Source organism: uncultured Roseovarius sp. (genome assembly GCF_947489715.1).
In the GTDB taxonomy this organism is placed as follows: domain Bacteria; phylum Pseudomonadota; class Alphaproteobacteria; order Rhodobacterales; family Rhodobacteraceae; genus Roseovarius.
This window is the reverse complement of the sequence record NZ_CANLER010000009.1, coordinates 23,968-40,151: the sequence shown is the minus strand read 5'-3', so window position 1 is coordinate 40,151 and position 16,184 is coordinate 23,968. Positions and strand designations below refer to the sequence as shown.

The window sequence follows — 16,184 nt, the reverse complement described above, 5'->3', positions numbered from 1 at the left end:
ATAAATTTGATAAGTTGCTTGAAAATCCGGAGCGAATAACACGGTATGCCCAGTTTTATTCATACACAAAAATGTTACGAATTGAGGCCGGTTTCGTGTGCGCCTTCCTGCATCAAAGGCACGCATTTCTTGGTCTGTTTCCGCCCCCAGGCGACACAGCGCTGGTGCCAAAGCCATTCTTTTTCAAAATCAGCAGGTCACTGATGAACAGCGCCACCTCACCCGAATCCCAAAAAGAAATCCTGCTACAGAATTGGGATTTGTATCGCTACTTTCTCTCGGTTGCCCGGGTTGGCAGTGTTTCCGAAGCGGCAAAGCAGCTTGGGGAAAGCCAGCCAACGATCAGCCGGAAACTGAAAGATCTGGAAACATCACTGGGTGTTCAATTGGTCGAACGCACGACCGCCGGAACCACGATGACCGCAGCAGGTGAGCTGGTTTTAAACCATATTCAGAATATCGAACGTGAAGCGATTGGCATGTCCCAAGCCTTGCGCGAGGATGGTCAGCAGATGTCGGGCAAGGTGGTCGTGGCGGCCCCCGAAGGCTTGGGCGTGACGATAATCGCGCGCAGCCTGCCAAAATTTCGGGTTCTGCACCCCGGTATCGACCTCGAACTTCGGATCGGTGCCAGTAAGCTGGACCTGATCCAGCGTGATGCCGACATCGCGATCCGAATAGGCGATCCGCTGCAGGCATCCGTTTTGGGGCGTCGTATCAACACCGTCACCTTTGGCCTTTATGCGCAAAAGAGGTATTTCAAGCAAAACCCCATACCCAGGACAATAGACAACCTGCGGGACCACCAGTTTGTGGAATTGACGGTCGGCCGTGGAAAGCTCCCCCAGGAAATCGAGCTGGAACGGCTGCTGCCCGTGCCGCGGCGGGTCCTGCGTACTGACAACATGCAGGTTCTGCTCAACGCGGTGCGGGACGGTATCGGTATCGGAGCCCTGCCCAGCTACATGATTTCCCCAGCGATGAACCTGCATCACATTTTCCCGCAAAAATTTGCCCCCAAGGCCGAACTCTGGATACTCATGCGCCGCGAATTGAGAGATGTCGCTCGCATGCGGGCAACTGTTTCGTTCCTTACAAATGTGGTGAAGCAAGCAACCAGTCCTTAAAGATCATCAACGACATTGCGATGGAAATCTAGAATGACGTGCCCGATCATTGCAGCAACCTTACCGCCCTGGCCTCCGCGTAATCACAGGCATTGCATCTTCACTGAGATCAAGGACCAGGACGTCGTTTGATCTGATCTGGCACGCGGTTACTGGCGCACCCGTCTGATCCATTTTGCCTCACATGGGCGCAAGATTTGGCCGGGTTGTCGGGGCATTTGATACATGTGACCGGGACTTGGCGCCGCTCACAGAATATTTCACTTGGCCTTCTGCAACCATATCTACTATCGGCGCTTTCATGACCTTCGATTACGACAAACTCTATGGCAAGACGCCGGATGCGCTAGGGAAACCCACCCGGGTGTTCGTCGAATTTTTCAATCAGATTGAGCGCACCGGTTGCCGGGTTCTGGATGTTGGATGCGGGCAAGGCCGGGATGCGTTATTCATCGCCCGGCAGGGTCACAAAGTCGTCGGGGTAGACCTCTCTCCCAATGGGATCCAAGATCTCATCGCTGCTGCGATCACGGAAAACCTGGCCGTGGAGGGCGTTGTCGCCGACATCACGGCCTACCAGCCCGAAGGCACGTTTGATGTCATTCTGATAGATCGCACCTTGCACATGCTGACCAAAGAAGCGCGATTGTCGGTCTTGGCGCAGTTGCTCATGCATGTTGTCGAAAATGGCTGGCTGCTGATCGCGGACGAAGCGTCGAACATCGATGAATTTGAAAGGCTGATTTCAAGTCATCAGTCCGACTGGGAAATTACGCTCTCAAAGCGCGGTTACTTGTTCGCCCATCGGTTTTGAGATGCACTTGCGCCTCAAACCACATACCGCCTCCTTCAGCCTGTGCTGAAAGGGCGCGCGCCGATCTACGCGGGGCCAACGCGATGTCCTCAGGTCATCACAAATCGCCCCTTGAAGACGGTCAGGGAGGGCGGGTGGGATCGTCTGAAAGGGGCGATCGCTGCCGCTACAGCATCGCAGGCACGACCTGATCAGGGGGGCGGTGGCCGTCATCGAAGGTCTTGATGTTCAAGATCACCTTCTCACCCATCTCAAGCCGCCCCTCAATCGTGGCCGATCCCATATGCGGCAGCAGCACAACATTTTCCAACGCCCGCAGCCGCGGATTGATCTCGGCGCCATGTTCATAGACATCAAGGCCGGCCCCCGCGATCTCGCCGGTGCGCAGCGCACGGGTGAGGGCATTTTCATCAATCACCTCGCCGCGTGACGTGTTCACGATCACCGCATCGGATTTTATCAGCTTCAGGCGCCGCGCATTCATCAGATGGAAGGTCGAGGGCGTGTGCGGGCAGTTGATGCTGATCACATCCATCCGTGCCACCATCTGATCCAGGCTTTCCCAATAGGTCGCACCGAAATCTTCCTCGGTCTCGGGGCGCAGGCGCTTGCGGTTGTGATAATGGATCTGCATGCCAAAGGCCGCCGCCCGGCGCGCCACGGCCTGACCAATCCGGCCCATGCCCAGAATGCCAAGTCGGCGCCCGGCAATCCGCCCGCCCAGCAAGGCGGTGGGTGCCCAGCCATCCCAATCACCCTTTTGCATCACGGCAAGCCCTTCCGACATCCGCCGGGTCACCGCCAGGATCAGCCCCATGGTCATGTCAGCAGTATCATCTGCCGACACACCGGGCGTGTTCGACACCAGGATACCATGCTGACGCGCGGTGTGAACGTCGATATGGTCCACACCCGCGCCATAGTTGGCGATCAGCTTCAACTGGTCGCCGGCCTGCGCGATCACCCCGGCATCAATCCGGTCGCTCAGTGTCGGCACCAGTACATCGGCCGACTTCACGGCCTGGGTCAGCTCCGCCCGGCTCATCGGTTCGTCGCTGTCCCGCAGGGTGACATCGAAAAGCTCCCCCAGGCGGTTCTCTACAGGTTCGGGCAGGCGTCGCGTTACGACAACACTCAGACGTCCAGATGGCATTCAGCCCCTCCTTGTCCTTTGCAATTTTGGCGCGTTGATGCCAGAGTGACGCAGGAAAGGTCGGGGCACAAGAACCCCGGCGAAAATGTTTGAGCAGAAATCGGACATAGGTAATGAAATCGTTGTTTTTTTGTGCTGTGGCGCTGGTATTTTGTGTCAGCGCCGTGGCCCAGGCGCAGGATCGGGGGCCGGTCACCAATCTGCCACTGCCGCGATATGTGTCGCTGAAGGCAAGCGAAGGCAATGTGCGGCGCGGCCCCAGCCTGACCCACCGCATCGACTGGGTGTTCAAACGCAAGGACGTCCCGCTTGAGATCACCGCCGAGCATGGTCACTGGCGGCGGGTGCGGGACCGCGATGGCGTTGGCGGCTGGATTCACTATTCGCTACTGTCCGGCGCGCGTACGGCAATCATCGAACATGACATGCTTGAACTGCTATCCCAACCGGACCAGCAGTCAATGATCGTCGCCCGGCTGGAACTCGGCGTGATCGCCCGCGTCATGGAATGCGGCCAGAGCTGGTGCCGCCTGTCGGCCGCCGGATACAAGGGCTGGGCCCCGAAAGCCCGGCTTTGGGGGGTTGAGCCAGACGAAATTCTCGACTGATCCCGCCGGTTTCCGCGCGGCCCGATGGCGATCACTTCTTTTCGGCCAATTTTTTCGTTTTCCACTCTTGAACCGGACCAAAGTCCAGAGTAACTAGCACGTCACGATTGGGGTGTGGCCTAGCGGTAGGGCAACTGTTTTTGGTACAGGAGATCGTAGGTTCGAATCCTACCACCCCAGCCAACCACTTCCAGAAAACCTGTGATACCAGACGCGCGGTCAAATAACTGCGTGGTTTCCGTGGGTTGTGGCAGAGGTTGATCCAGGCAGACGCAAATGTTTCGGGGAACAGGCCGCTGATGGCCCATTCGACTGGAAAGCCGATTTCCGCGATACGCGAAGCCGGGAGGCAGAGGGTTGCGATGCAACCGTTGCCAACGCACTCAGTTGAAAAAACTCGGGATGCCTGAATTGAGAGTCAGCGCCGTTCGACACCTTGCTCTCGGTGACGTTCGTTGCGAGCCATGCGGCGGCGCCTCGTGGTTGCTATGACCCCATCCTGTTTTACAATTCAATGGACGGCGCCAGATTGAGCACCGAAGGCCCTAAAAAGCCTGTCGATCAGGTGCTTAAATCACCTGCGCCTCGAACTCTCCAGACGACCTCTCTGGCGCGAGTGCCTGCCCTGCCCGCACCGATATCCTTGATGTTTCAAACAATATTTGCGCGCGCTGCCCTGAAGGCAGATCATTCAGGGGTCGCAATCATATTCCAAATGGCCCCATCGGACCCGCTCAGTTGCTCCAGTCTGCAAACACCTCAAACCCGCGCGGTTCGGGCGCCCCGTCAAGGTGATCGCTGAATGCGGCCCAGGCCTCGGCCACGCGCCCCGCATTGGCGTCCGACAGCGCCTTGCTTTCAACCAAGGCCACGACACATCCTGATCCATCGTCATTGATCGAATTCGTAAATCGCAGCATCCCCGGCATCCCCATGATCTGCTCTTGCATCTGAGCAACCATCGCCTTTGCCGCGACAATCGAATTCGGTTTCATTTTGTAGTGTGTTACTCGCATAAACATTTTTTATTTCCCCAAGTTTGTTTTTGGCCACCCAACAGACCACCCCCGAAGATAGCACGCGGTGTATAAATCACGAAATTCGCGCCCCAATCACCTGACGCCGACAAGGCCCGGCCGAACCAGAGAGTTGCAACTTTTCGCGTACACAATTGCAACTGTGTACACCGCGGTGGCTTCAAATAATTTGATCAAATTATATTGGCAAGCGATCAGAAACCCTCTATCCTGCCGCAAATCTTTCTCATAGGTGTCCCGATGGACCTCAGCCAGTACCAGACTTTTCGTGTCGCTGCCTGCGACCTCAATGGCCGTATGCGGGGCAAACGCGTGCCCGGAGATTACGCATCAAAGCTTGCCAAAGGCTCGGTCAGGATGCCGCTTTCCGCGCTCAATGTCGATATTTTCGGGGCCGATATCGACGGCAGTCCGCTGGTGTTTGAAACCGGTGACGCCGATGGCATCCTGATGCCGACCGATCGCGGCCCGATGCCGGTGCCGTGGCTGGCGGTCGATCAGCCGCTGGTGCCGATGGTCATGCATTACGATGATGGCACCCCGTTCGAGGGCGATCCGCGTCACGCGCTGGTTTCGGTACTGGATCGCTTTGCCGCGCGTGGTTGGCAGGTGGTCGCCGCGACCGAGCTTGAGTTTACCCTTGTTGATGACAGCGGCGATACGCTGGAGACCGTGCGCGACCCGCGCAATGGCCGCCGCCTGACCGCACCTGGCGTGCTGTCGCTGGCGCAGATGGACGCGTTCGATCCGTTTCTCAGCGCGCTCTACCAGGGCTGTCAGGACATGGGCATCCCGGCCCAGACCGCCACCAGCGAAGCCGGGATCGGCCAGTTCGAGATTACCCTAAATCATCAGAACGCCCTGCGCGCCGCCGATGATACCTGGGCCTTCAAGACATTGATAAAAGGGCTTGCGCGCCAACATGGCTTTGCTGCCAGCTTCATGGCCAAACCCTTTGCCGATGATGCGGGCAATGGCATGCACCTGCATTTTTCGGTGTTGGACGCCGAGGGCCGGAATATCTTTGACGATGGCGGCGATGCGGGCACCGACCTGATGCGCGCCGCCGTGGCGGGCTGCGTTGCGGCGATGCCCGGCTCGACGCTCATATTCGCGCCCCACGCCAACAGCTACACCCGTCTGGTGCCCGGCGCGCATGCCCCCACCGGGGCTGGCTGGGCCTATGAAAACCGGACCGCCGCGATCCGCATTCCGGGGGGACCGCCAGTGGCCCGCCGGATCGAACATCGCGTCGCCGGGGGCGACATCACCCCCTACCTGATCTTTTCCGCCATCCTTGGCGCGGCGATCACGGGCATAGAGGACGGCATGACGCCCCCTGCCCCGCTGACCGGCAACGCCTATGAGCAGGACCTGCCGCAACTGGCGCCGGACTGGAAAACCGCCATTGACCGGTTCGAGACCGATCCGATGGTGGCCCGCATATTCTCGCCCGGGATGATCCGAAATCTGGTGATGACCAAACGACAGGAATTGCGTTTGATGTCGGCCATCCCCGAGGACGAACACTGGAAAACCTATCTGGAAACGGTTTAACCTCGCCCCACGTCACACCACGGCATCCATAATTTGATCAAATCAAGAGAACACGAGATGAAAATCGGCATCCTCATCACCGGCCACGCCATTCCCGAATTCGAGCAGGATTTCGGCGGCGATTACGATGCAGTCTTTGCCCATATGCTGCGCGGTCATGGGTTTGAATTTACAGGTTACAACGTGGTTGACGGCGAATTCCCCGAAGGTCCCAAAGCCGCGGATGGCTGGCTGATCACCGGCTCGAAACACGGCGCGTATGAGGATCACGACTGGATCCCGCCGCTGGAACAGCTCATTCGCGACATCTATGCGACCAGCCGCCCACTGGTGGGGGTTTGCTTTGGCCATCAGATCGTCGCCCAGGCGCTTGGCGGCAAAGTCGAGAAATTCGGTGGCGGCTGGTCGGTGGGTCACACCACATACAAGATCGAAGGCGAGGATATGGCAATCAACGCCTGGCATCAGGACCAGGTCACCGAATTGCCACCTGGGGCCAAGGTGATCGGCTCGTCGGATTTCTGCGAAAATGCGGCGCTCGTTTATGACAACCGCATCTACACCATCCAGCCCCACCCCGAATTCACCTCGCATATGGTCGGACAATTGCTGGATACGCGCGGACGTGGCGTGGTGCCCGATGACCTGATCGAAAACGCAAAAACCAAGCTGGACAGCCCCATAGACAGCGACAAAATCGCCACCCGCGTGGCCGAATTCTTCAAACAAGGAGCCTGAGACATGGCCGACTGGAAAGACAACCTGCCGCAAGCGGCCAAAACCTATCTTGAAGGCCGCCGCCTGGACGAGGTCGAATGCATCGTCTCGGACCTGCCCGGCATCGCCCGCGGCAAGGCGGTTCCCGCGTCGAAATTCGCCAAGCAGGATTATTTCCACCTGCCGGATTCGATCTTCTACCAGACCATCACCGGCGACTGGGGCGAGGCCGCTGACGAAGAAGAAGGCTTTATCGAAAAAGACATGATCCTGCGCCCGGATTTCACCACGGCCACCGCGGCCCCCTGGACCGGCGACTGGACCCTGCAGGTGATCCATGATGCCGAGGACCGCAACGGCAACCCGATCGCGTGCAGCCCGCGCAACGTGCTGAAACGTGTCGTCGACCTCTATGCAGAACGCGGATTGAAAGCCGTGGTCGCACCCGAGATGGAGTTTTTCATCGTCGCGCCCAATATCGACCCCGCGCATGAGATCAAACCGATGATGGGCCGATCGGGCCGCCCCGCCGCCGCGCGTCAGGCCTATTCGATGACCGCCGTGGACGAATTCGGCCCGGTGATCGACGACATTTACGACTTCGCCGAGGCGCAGGGGTTCGAAATCGACGGCATCACCCAGGAAGGTGGTGCCGGGCAGTTGGAGATTAACCTGCTGCATGGCGATCCGGTCAAACTGGCAGACGAAGTATTCTATTTCAAACGCCTGATCCGCGAGGCCGCGCTACGCCACAACGCCTTTGCCACATTCATGGCCAAACCCATCGCGGAAGAACCCGGATCGGCGATGCACATTCACCACTCGATCCTCGACATCAAGACCGGTGAGAACATCTTTTCCGGTCCCCAAGGCGGTGAAACCGATGCCTTCTATAATTTCATCGGCGGCTTGCAGAAACACATGCCATCGGCCATCGCCGTGCAGGCGCCCTATGTGAATTCCTACCGTCGCTATGTCAAAGACAACGCAGCCCCCATCAACCTGGCCTGGGCGCGTGACAACCGTACCACCGGCATCCGCGTGCCGCTGTCCGGACCCAAGGCGCGGCGCGTCGAGAACCGACTGGCAGGGATGGATTGCAACCCCTATCTGGCCATTGCCGCCAGCCTCGCCTGCGGCCTTCTGGGCATGATGAACGAGACGCGGCCCGACAAGCAGTTCAAGGGCGATGCCTATGCGGGCGACTCGGAAATCCCGCAGGTTCTGGGCGACGCGCTTGATCTTTTCGACGAGGCGACCGAGCTGCATCAGGTCCTTGGCCCGGAATTCGCCCGCGTCTATTCGATCGTGAAACGCGCCGAATATGATGAATTCCTGCAAGTCATCAGCCCTTGGGAACGTGAACATCTGCTGATGAACGTCTGATCCGGGGCCATTCCCCGGCATTTGAATATTTTGAAAAGGTGAAGGCATGAACCTGCTCTACGCCAATGATCGTCCGGGCACCTATCCCGATAGCTGGTATGCGGCGACGGCCACGCAACTGGACCCGTTCGAGCGGCTGAAAGGCCAGACAAAGGCCGATATCTGCGTCATTGGCGCGGGCTATACGGGTCTGTCGGCGGCGCTGCATCTGGCCGAGGCCGGGCGCGACGTGGTGCTTCTGGACGCGCACCGCGTGGGCTTTGGCGCCTCGGGGCGCAATGGCGGGCAACTGGGCAGCGGTCAGCGGATGGCTCAGGACGGGCTGGAAAAGCTGGTTGGCCAGGATGACGCCACCAAGCTGTGGGAACTGGCCGAGGATGCCAAGGATCTGGTAAAATCGCTGGTCGCCAGACACAAGATTGACTGCCACCTGAAACCGGGTATTGCGCATGCCTGTTTTTCTGCCCGCGAAGTGGCTGAAGAGCATGAATATGCAGAACACCTGCAAATCCGGTACGGCTATGATCAGATCGAGGCACTGGACCATGACCAGCTTCAGGCCATCTGCCCGTCCCCGGCTTATGTCGGCGGCACACTTGATATGGGCGCAGGCCATCTGCACCCGCTGTCCTATGCGCTTGGTCTGGCCCGCGCCACCGCAACCGCCGGTGTCCGCATCTTTGAGAATTCCGAGGTGCATGACATTCAGCCCGGCGCCAAAGCAGTGGTACGCACCAATCACGGACAGGTCGAAGCGGATCACGTGATCCTCGCCTGCAACGGCTATCTGGGCGGATTGAACCGCAAGGTGGCCGCGCGGGTTATGCCGATCAACAATTTCATCGCCGCGACAGAGCCCTTGGGCGATGAGGCCACCAAAGTCCTGGCGCGTGATGTGGCCATCGCAGACACAAAATTCGTGATCAACTATTTCCGTTTGAGCCACGACAAGCGATTGCTGTTTGGCGGCGGCGAAAGCTATGGCTACAAATTCCCTTCGGATATCGCGGCGACCGTACGCAAGCCGATGCAACAGATTTTCCCGCATCTGGCCGATGTGAGAATCGACTATGCGTGGGGGGGGACTTTGGGGATCACGATGAAACGGATGCCCTATCTCGCACGGCTCGCCCCCAACGTCCTCTCGGCCTCAGGGTATTCCGGCCACGGGGTTGGCACCGCCACCCATGCGGGTCAGTTGATGGCCCAGGCCATCGCCGGACAGACCGATGGGTTCGACACGATGGCGCGTATCCCCACCAACTCGTTCCCGGGGGGAACCATGATGCGGTCTCCGCTCCTGGTGCTGGCAATGACCTGGTACGCCATGCGCGACCGTCTTGGTGTCTGACGGACCCTTTCGCAGGCCACATCCCGAAAACGTACGTTTTCCGCGTACATTCCGTACGCTTTGTACGTTTTAGAGCGTTTCCAGTTTTCGTTGAAACAAGCATCATCGCTTTTGGCGTTCGAGCATAGCGAGAGGCAGCGAACAAGCGATTCAATGAGAACTGGAAACGCTTTAGCCTTGTCTCTTCGTGGTCTCGCTCAGCAAGAAACTGCGCGGGATCGGGACGTCAAAGAAGTTTTACTTTGCAGGTCAGTTGATTTGATTTAGAAATTCCGAAAGAAACTTTCAGGATTCCCGAAGATGACGCTGCCCCCCAATGTTTACGATGCCGAACCCATCCCTGCCGCTGCCCGCGCTGAGATAGATAAGATGTTGGAAACAGGTGATCTTTTCCGGTACACAGCTCCGGAAAACGCTCCGGTCACATTGCTGGAACGCGAATTTGCGCAGATGATGGGCAGCAAATATGCCCTTGCGATATCCTCCTGTTCCGCCGCGCTTTTCCTTTCACTCAAGGCGCTTGATCTTCCACGCGACGCCCGCGTCCTGATCCCGGCCTTCACGTTCGCCGCCGTGCCATCTTCGGTCATTCACGCCGACTGCATTCCGGTTTTGTGCGAGGTTGGAGATAATTATCGCATTGATATCAATGACTTCGAATTGAAGCTGGATGACAGCATCAGCGCAGTGATCATCAGCCACATGCGGGGCCACACCTCGGATATGGATGAGATCATGGCGCTTTGCCATGCTCGCGGCGTCCCTGTCATCGAAGATGCGGCACATTCGCTTGGCACAACCTGGAATGGTCGCAATATCGGCACCATCGGCCGCGTGGGGTGCTTCAGCTTTCAGTCCTACAAGCTTGTAAATGCAGGCGAAGGCGGGATCATGATCACCAACGATCCCGATCTGGTCGCCCGTGCTGTCATCATGTCCGGTGCGTATGAGCATAACTGGACAAAACACTTCACTGCCCCCGACCCGAACTTGGACGCGGCCTTTGCAAAAACGCAAAACAAGCTGCCGCTCTATAACCTGCGCCTCAGCAATCTTTCCGCCGCAATCATCCGCCCACAATTGGCCGAAGTGCCGCGCCGGATGCATGACGGACGCCGAAACCACGACTATGTAGCGGCACGCTTGAACAGCTCACCGTGGCTGGAAGTTCCTGAAAAGCTTGAGAAAGAAGACCGCGCGCCGGATTCGATCCAGTTCAACCTCGTGGGCATGAACGAGGATGAAACCCGCGCCTTCGCCGACGCCGCAGCAGCGCGGGGTGTAAAGGTTCAGATCTTTGGCCTCTCAACCGATAATGCGCGGGCCTTCTGGAACTGGCTATTCATTCCAGGCGATGTACCGGAACTTCCGCAAACCCGCGCCATGCTGATGAAGGCCTGCGACACCCGCCTGCCCGCCCGCCTGAAAACGGCCGAGCTGGATGTGATCGCAGATGCCATCACCGACGCCGCCGCCGAAATCATGACCCCCGCCCGCGCCTACGGCACCTGATCGGCTTTACCCTCGCCCCCGCATCCGACAATATGGCCGGCGGGGAGGCCGGAAATGGATGATCTTTCAAAAGGTGCGGCTTGGATCAAAGGTCAGATCGTTCCAATTGCCAAGGCGACCATCGGGGTCACCGACTGGGCCGTCACCCATTCGGATGTGACCTATGATGTTGTGCCTGTGTGGAATGGTGCATTTTTTCGGCTGAACGATTACCTGGAACGCTTTCAGGCTTCAATTACGGCGTCCCACATGGATATCGGGATGGACACCGATGGCATCGCCATTGCTTTGCACGAAATGGTTGGCAAATCCGGCCTGAAAAACGCCTATTGTGCAATGGTCGCCGCTCGTGGCACGCCATTGATCCCCGGCAGCAGGGATCCGCGCGATTGCGGCAACCATTTCTACTCATGGTGCGTACCTTATATTCATGTGGTGAAGCCGGAAATTGCTGAACAAGGCGTCAAGATCTGGCTGTCCGAAGACACCCGTCGCATCCCACCAGATAGTGTGAATCCGTTGGTAAAGAACTATCATTGGGGTGATTTTACCGCCGGGCTATTCGAAGCTAAAGATCGGGGGTTTGAGACGGTGCTGCTCCCCGATCATGCAGGAAATGTCACCGAGGGGCCGGGATTTAACATATTCTGTTTAAAGGGAAATTCAGTTTCTACGCCAAGCAAAAACGTGTTGCACGGGATTACCCGCCGGACAGCGTTGGAGCTTTGTCAGGAAGCCGGTTTCGAAATCGCCGAGCGCGACCTTTCCATCGAAGAGTTGATGCAGGCTGACGAAGTGTTCCTGTCGACCTCTGGGGGCGGCATCTCCCCGGTCAGCCAGATCAGTGATCGGGTGTTTTCAAACGGCACAGCCGGGCCGGTCGCCACCAAACTTCGACAGCAGTATTTCGACCTGTTGGATCATCCGGACTACAGGACAAAAGTGTCTTATTGACACTTAGGCAAGAGCCATTTCCGACAACAGACGTCGCTGGATTTTGCCCGAAGGCCCCTTGGGCAGCTCATCCATGAAATAGATATGATCCGGGCATTTGAACTTGCCCAGTTTTTTCACACAAATCGCCAGCAACTCCGCCTCGGACAGGGAAGACTTTTCATCTATCTTCACCGCAGCCTCGATCCGTTCACCATAGCTGTCGCAGGGGCAGGAAAATGCGGCAGCCTCAATCACATCCGGGTGTGAATAAAGCGCCTCGTCAATCTCGCGCGGGGCGATATTTTCGCCGCCTTTGATGATTAACTCTTTCAACCGTCCGGTGATGTACAGAAAACCGTCCTCATCCATACGTCCCAGGTCGCCAGTGCGCAGCCAGCCGTCAGGCGTGAACGTATCTCGGGTTGCATCAGGGTTTTTCAGATATTCCAGCATGACGTTCGGGCCGCGCACGGCCACCTCACCCTCTTGTTCTGCAGGCATTGTTGCAAATTCCGGTGACAGGATGCTCACCTCGTTGCCATAGGCGATACCGGGTGAGCCGATTTTACGAATGCCAGGCGGCAGCGGGTTTGATAAAATCTGCGCGGCGGTTTCCGTCAATCCCATCGTCTCGATCACAGGCACGCCAAAGCGCGTTTCAAACGCTGTCTGAACATCCGGCGACAGGGGCGACGAGGCCGAGCGGCCAAACCGCAGGCGCGCCTTGGTTTCCGCGTCAGGGTTCACGTCGGAATGCAACAGATGTGAGATGATCGTAGGCACCACGGAAAACCACGTGGCCTTTGCCCGCCCGGCGCTTTCCCAGAAACGACTTGCGGAAAACTTGGGGCACATCGCCAGCGACCCACCCGAGACCAGCGCGCCCATCACCGTCACGCAAAGACCGTTGATATGGCAGATCGGTAATACGCAAAATCCCCTGTCTTGCGATGAAAGCGCATGCGCGATGGCGGTCGTCCAGCCACCAGCCAATAGGCTGGACTGAGTGTGAACCACGCCTTTCGGCCGCCCGGTCGTACCCGAGGTGTACATCAGCAACGCATGATCACCTGGGACAACATCGTGCAACGACGTCGACGCAGTTTCGCCAGGATCAAGGCGTTTGATCCGCCCTTCCGACGCCTGCTCGAACAGTAGCACTTGCCCCTCACCTACAAAGGCGACGCGGCATTCAGAATGCTCCAACGCGTATGAAATGGCCTCGTGCCCGGCAACCAGGTTGATCATCGTCGCCCGGAACCCACCATAAAGTGTTCCGAAAAGGCATTCGACTGCCGCCCGCCCGTTGGGCATCATGATAGCCACGCTTTCGCCATGAGCGATGCCTTGTGCCGTCAGAGCCGCTGCGATGCGGGCAGCAGTGTCGCGCAGTTCAGCCCAGCCCAGGCTTTCTTCTCCCTCCGGAAAGATAAAGGCGGTGCCGTCCCCATCTGCGCGTTTGTCAATCCAGTCGCGGAGCGTTCCGGCTGGTGGTACGTCTTTTGAAAGGTTCATTTTCCCGCAACACTCCAATAAGCGGCGAAAATATCTTCGACCTTGGGTTCGATCGGTGGAATTTCGCGGATCACCTTTGTCGTTTGCATGAAGTGGCGCCAATGTAGATTGTCGTCGATCGAGTTACCGCCCCAAGTGCCACACCCCATGCTGAGCGAAAACGGCATGCCGTTGTTGAACGCACCACCGGTCGCGAAACAATGGGCCTGATTGACGATGACCCGGCAGGTAGGAATGGTTTCGCCCAATGCCATCGCGCGACTGTCTTCAGCACTATGCAGCCCGATGGAATGCCCCGCACCCATATGGTCCAAAATACGCGCGGCGATCGCCTGCGCGTCATCAAAATCTCTGGCGCGATAAAGTGCGGCAACACGGCTTAGCTTTTCACCCGAAAGCGGATGATCTGGACCAATCCCGTCAGTCTCCACCGCCAGAAACCTGGTGCCTTCTGGAACCTTCCCACGCATATCCAGCGCGTCGAGCATCGGCTCCGCATCCTGCGCAATCACGGCCCGGTTGAGATGCCCGTCGGGCCAAAGCTTTGCGATGATCCCATCCGCGTCGGCCGCGGGCACAAGCGCCCCGCCCTCTCTTGCCAGTGCGGCGACGAAAGCGTCATAGACAGCATCCACAACCACAATCTCATTCTCCGACGAGCAAGAGGTGGCATTGTCAAAACATTTCGAGGCAGCAATCTTGGCCGCCGCCGCCTTCAGATCCGCGGTTTCATCCACGATCACTGTAACATTGCCGGCGCCCACTGCTACTGCGGGTGTACCGCTGGAATAGGCACGGCGCACATTGTCCTGGCTGCCGGTCACGACCAACAGATCGGCGGCCTCCAGCATCCGTTGCGTTTTGGCCTTGGACCCTGGCGCGGGGATCATTTGCACCAGATCATGATCCAGTCCGATCTTGTCGAATTCGGCATAGATATACGTCAGTAGCAACTCGCAACTTGGGATGCCCTTTGGCGAAGGCGACAGCACAATCGCATTGCCGCATTTCAAGGCATTAATGATGTTATTCGCAGGTGTCGCAGCCGGATTGGTCGAGGGTACGACAGCACCGACAACACCAACCGGGCGGGCAATCTTGGTAATGCCGGTATCCGGGTTATCGTCAATCACACCGCAGGTTTTCGCACCGGCAATATCCCGCAGCAGCCCCAGGGTTTTGCGATGGTTCTTGGTAATCTTGTCGGGCACATTTCCCAGCCCGGTGGTTTTCACAGCCAGTTCCGCCAGTGCCTGATTTCGGCTTGGTTCCATGATCGCCCATCCTGCGGCCGAGGCCGCGGCATCGTAGCGTTCCTGCGTTGCATCCGCTGCAAAAGCTTCTTGCGCAACACGGGCGCGGGCCATGATTTGATCGACAATTGTAAGATCATCCTGAGCGTTCATGGGGCTATCCTGTCTGGTTGGGGAAAGGGCGGGTATCGCCCCTTCCAGTTTCGTTAAAATGCTTTGGTTCAAAGGCCTGCCAGCAGCTCTTCCAGGGTTGCCTGACGCGCCGCCCACATCTCTTGCACCTCTTCGCGGGTCATGATGTGCATGGGCGAACCACCTGCCTTCATCTTCTTGGCAACCCGCTCATTTGCGAACATTTCAGGCACGGTCGCAGACAGCTTGTCGATCACTTCCTGCGGGGTGCCTTTGGGCACCATGACACCACGGAAGTTCACGCTCGCATTGTCAATATCAAGGCCCTGCTCTTTCATCGTGGGCACATCGGGCAGGAATTCGTTCCGCTCAAGATCGAAGACACCGAGGATCTTCACGTTACCCGCTTCTTGGGCACGGAAAGCGTCTGAGAGGTTGTTGACGCCTGCCATCACTTCGCCTGCAATCACAGCTTTCATCGCAGCGGCACCACCACCCTTGGTCGGGATATAGGCCATCTTGACGCCTGCGGCCTTTTCAAGCTGAAGCGCCGCGATGTGGTGACCCACAAAAAGGCCCGCGCCCGAGAATGTCAGCTTGCCGGGGTTTTCCTTGGCATAAGCCACGGCATCTTCCATCGAGGTCATCTCGCTGTCAGCGGCAACCACAAACACAGCCGGGTCTGCCCCCCAGTTTGCAATAGGTTCGAAAGTGTCAGCCGAATACTCCACACCGCCCTTGATGGACTGCGCAATGAAATGCGGAATGTTGTAGGCGGCCAGCGTGTAGCCATCGGACTCTGCCTGCGTCGCGAACCAGTTCCAACCGACGCGGCCACCGGCACCCGGCTTGTTGATGATCGCAATTGGCATGCCCAAAGCGTCTTCGTTGCCCGCTGTCATGGTGACGATCCGGGCCTGGAAATCAGTCGCTCCGCCGGCGCCATAGCTGACCATCATCATGATCGGTCGATCAGGGTAATCCTGCGCCTGTGCAGCATTGCCGCCCAAGGCCATCAGAGCCATCGCGGCCCCAGCCAGTAGTTTCTTCATTGTCGTTTCCTCCCTTGGAACTCTGGTTTTGTTG

The 16,184-nt window shown here is 57.9% G+C and carries 14 protein-coding genes and 1 tRNA gene; 10 read left to right on the top strand and 5 right to left on the bottom strand.

The window, feature by feature from the left end; genetic code table 11:
- Positions 1-203 precede the first annotated feature (203 nt).
- Both Q1B27_RS19360 and Q1B27_RS19355 read left to right on the top strand, forming a co-directional pair.
- On the top strand, positions 204-1,127 hold the full coding sequence (locus tag Q1B27_RS19360; RefSeq protein ID WP_299850101.1) for a LysR family transcriptional regulator: 924 nt from the start codon (positions 204-206) through the stop codon (positions 1,125-1,127).
- 238 nt (positions 1,128-1,365) lie between these two features.
- A complete protein-coding gene (locus Q1B27_RS19355; RefSeq protein ID WP_299850099.1) occupies positions 1,366-1,941 on the top strand; it encodes a bifunctional 2-polyprenyl-6-hydroxyphenol methylase/3-demethylubiquinol 3-O-methyltransferase UbiG in 576 nt (191 codons plus the stop codon).
- A 166-nt stretch (positions 1,942-2,107) separates the two neighbouring features.
- On the opposite strand, the gene Q1B27_RS19350 is transcribed toward Q1B27_RS19355, so the two are convergent.
- Entirely contained in the window at positions 2,108-3,094 is a 987-nt protein-coding gene (locus Q1B27_RS19350; RefSeq protein WP_299850097.1) for a D-glycerate dehydrogenase, read from the bottom strand.
- A gap of 113 nt (positions 3,095-3,207) precedes the next feature.
- On the opposite strand from Q1B27_RS19350, the gene Q1B27_RS19345 reads away from it, so the two are divergent.
- Together Q1B27_RS19345 and Q1B27_RS19340 are read left to right on the top strand one after the other, a co-directional pair.
- Positions 3,208-3,702, top strand: coding sequence for an SH3 domain-containing protein (locus Q1B27_RS19345; protein ID WP_299850095.1), 495 nt, complete (start codon positions 3,208-3,210; stop codon positions 3,700-3,702).
- 108 nt (positions 3,703-3,810) lie between these two features.
- Positions 3,811-3,885 (top strand) — tRNA-Gln (locus Q1B27_RS19340).
- A 551-nt stretch (positions 3,886-4,436) separates the two neighbouring features.
- On the opposite strand, the gene Q1B27_RS19335 is transcribed toward Q1B27_RS19340, so the two are convergent.
- Positions 4,437-4,724: a hypothetical protein gene (locus Q1B27_RS19335; RefSeq protein WP_299850093.1), complete on the bottom strand. Its 288-nt coding sequence runs from the start codon at positions 4,722-4,724 to the stop codon at positions 4,437-4,439.
- A 255-nt stretch (positions 4,725-4,979) separates the two neighbouring features.
- Here Q1B27_RS19335 and Q1B27_RS19330 point away from each other — a divergent pair, with 255 nt between their 5' ends.
- The 6 genes from Q1B27_RS19330 to Q1B27_RS19305 all read left to right on the top strand — a co-directional run bounded on the left by Q1B27_RS19330 (position 4,980) and on the right by Q1B27_RS19305 (position 12,216).
- Entirely contained in the window at positions 4,980-6,296 is a 1,317-nt protein-coding gene (locus Q1B27_RS19330) for a glutamine synthetase family protein (RefSeq protein WP_299850091.1), read from the top strand.
- Between the two features lie 57 nt (positions 6,297-6,353).
- Positions 6,354-7,034, top strand: coding sequence for a type 1 glutamine amidotransferase (locus Q1B27_RS19325; RefSeq protein WP_299850089.1), 681 nt, complete (start codon positions 6,354-6,356; stop codon positions 7,032-7,034).
- Positions 7,035-7,037: 3 nt separating this feature from the next.
- Entirely contained in the window at positions 7,038-8,399 is a 1,362-nt protein-coding gene (locus Q1B27_RS19320) for a glutamine synthetase family protein (protein ID WP_299850087.1), read from the top strand.
- Positions 8,400-8,445: 46 nt separating this feature from the next.
- Positions 8,446-9,750: an FAD-binding oxidoreductase gene (locus tag Q1B27_RS19315; protein ID WP_299850084.1), complete on the top strand. Its 1,305-nt coding sequence runs from the start codon at positions 8,446-8,448 to the stop codon at positions 9,748-9,750.
- Positions 9,751-10,050: 300 nt separating this feature from the next.
- Positions 10,051-11,262 carry an aminotransferase class I/II-fold pyridoxal phosphate-dependent enzyme gene (locus Q1B27_RS19310; protein ID WP_299850081.1) on the top strand — a complete coding sequence of 404 codons (1,212 nt, stop codon included), beginning with the start codon at positions 10,051-10,053 and terminating at the stop codon, positions 11,260-11,262.
- A 54-nt stretch (positions 11,263-11,316) separates the two neighbouring features.
- Entirely contained in the window at positions 11,317-12,216 is a 900-nt protein-coding gene (locus Q1B27_RS19305; protein WP_299850078.1) for an aminotransferase class IV, read from the top strand.
- A 3-nt stretch (positions 12,217-12,219) separates the two neighbouring features.
- Here Q1B27_RS19305 and Q1B27_RS19300 read toward each other — a convergent pair whose 3' ends face one another.
- The 3 genes from Q1B27_RS19300 to Q1B27_RS19290 form a co-directional block, all read right to left on the bottom strand.
- Complete coding sequence (locus tag Q1B27_RS19300) at positions 12,220-13,713, bottom strand: AMP-binding protein (RefSeq protein ID WP_299850075.1); 1,494 nt, start codon at positions 13,711-13,713, stop codon at positions 12,220-12,222.
- A complete protein-coding gene (locus Q1B27_RS19295; RefSeq protein WP_299850073.1) occupies positions 13,710-15,119 on the bottom strand; it encodes an aldehyde dehydrogenase family protein in 1,410 nt (469 codons plus the stop codon). Before Q1B27_RS19295 ends, Q1B27_RS19300 begins: the two co-directional genes overlap by 4 nt.
- Positions 15,120-15,187: 68 nt before the next feature.
- A complete protein-coding gene (locus Q1B27_RS19290) occupies positions 15,188-16,150 on the bottom strand; it encodes a tripartite tricarboxylate transporter substrate binding protein (RefSeq protein WP_299850071.1) in 963 nt (320 codons plus the stop codon).
- Positions 16,151-16,184 lie beyond the last annotated feature (34 nt).

Coding starts and splice junctions, on each gene's coding strand:
- Q1B27_RS19360 (WP_299850101.1), top strand. CDS start 204: ATGAACAGCGCCACCTCACCCGAATCCCAAAAAGAAATCCTGCTACAG.
- Q1B27_RS19350 (WP_299850097.1), bottom strand. CDS start 3,094: ATGCCATCTGGACGTCTGAGTGTTGTCGTAACGCGACGCCTGCCCGAA.
- Q1B27_RS19345 (WP_299850095.1), top strand. CDS start 3,208: ATGAAATCGTTGTTTTTTTGTGCTGTGGCGCTGGTATTTTGTGTCAGC.
- Q1B27_RS19335 (WP_299850093.1), bottom strand. CDS start 4,724: ATGTTTATGCGAGTAACACACTACAAAATGAAACCGAATTCGATTGTC.
- Q1B27_RS19330 (WP_299850091.1), top strand. CDS start 4,980: ATGGACCTCAGCCAGTACCAGACTTTTCGTGTCGCTGCCTGCGACCTC.
- Q1B27_RS19325 (WP_299850089.1), top strand. CDS start 6,354: ATGAAAATCGGCATCCTCATCACCGGCCACGCCATTCCCGAATTCGAG.
- Q1B27_RS19320 (WP_299850087.1), top strand. CDS start 7,038: ATGGCCGACTGGAAAGACAACCTGCCGCAAGCGGCCAAAACCTATCTT.
- Q1B27_RS19315 (WP_299850084.1), top strand. CDS start 8,446: ATGAACCTGCTCTACGCCAATGATCGTCCGGGCACCTATCCCGATAGC.
- Q1B27_RS19310 (WP_299850081.1), top strand. CDS start 10,051: ATGACGCTGCCCCCCAATGTTTACGATGCCGAACCCATCCCTGCCGCT.
- Q1B27_RS19305 (WP_299850078.1), top strand. CDS start 11,317: ATGGATGATCTTTCAAAAGGTGCGGCTTGGATCAAAGGTCAGATCGTT.
- Q1B27_RS19300 (WP_299850075.1), bottom strand. CDS start 13,713: ATGAACCTTTCAAAAGACGTACCACCAGCCGGAACGCTCCGCGACTGG.
- Q1B27_RS19295 (WP_299850073.1), bottom strand. CDS start 15,119: ATGAACGCTCAGGATGATCTTACAATTGTCGATCAAATCATGGCCCGC.
- Q1B27_RS19290 (WP_299850071.1), bottom strand. CDS start 16,150: ATGAAGAAACTACTGGCTGGGGCCGCGATGGCTCTGATGGCCTTGGGC.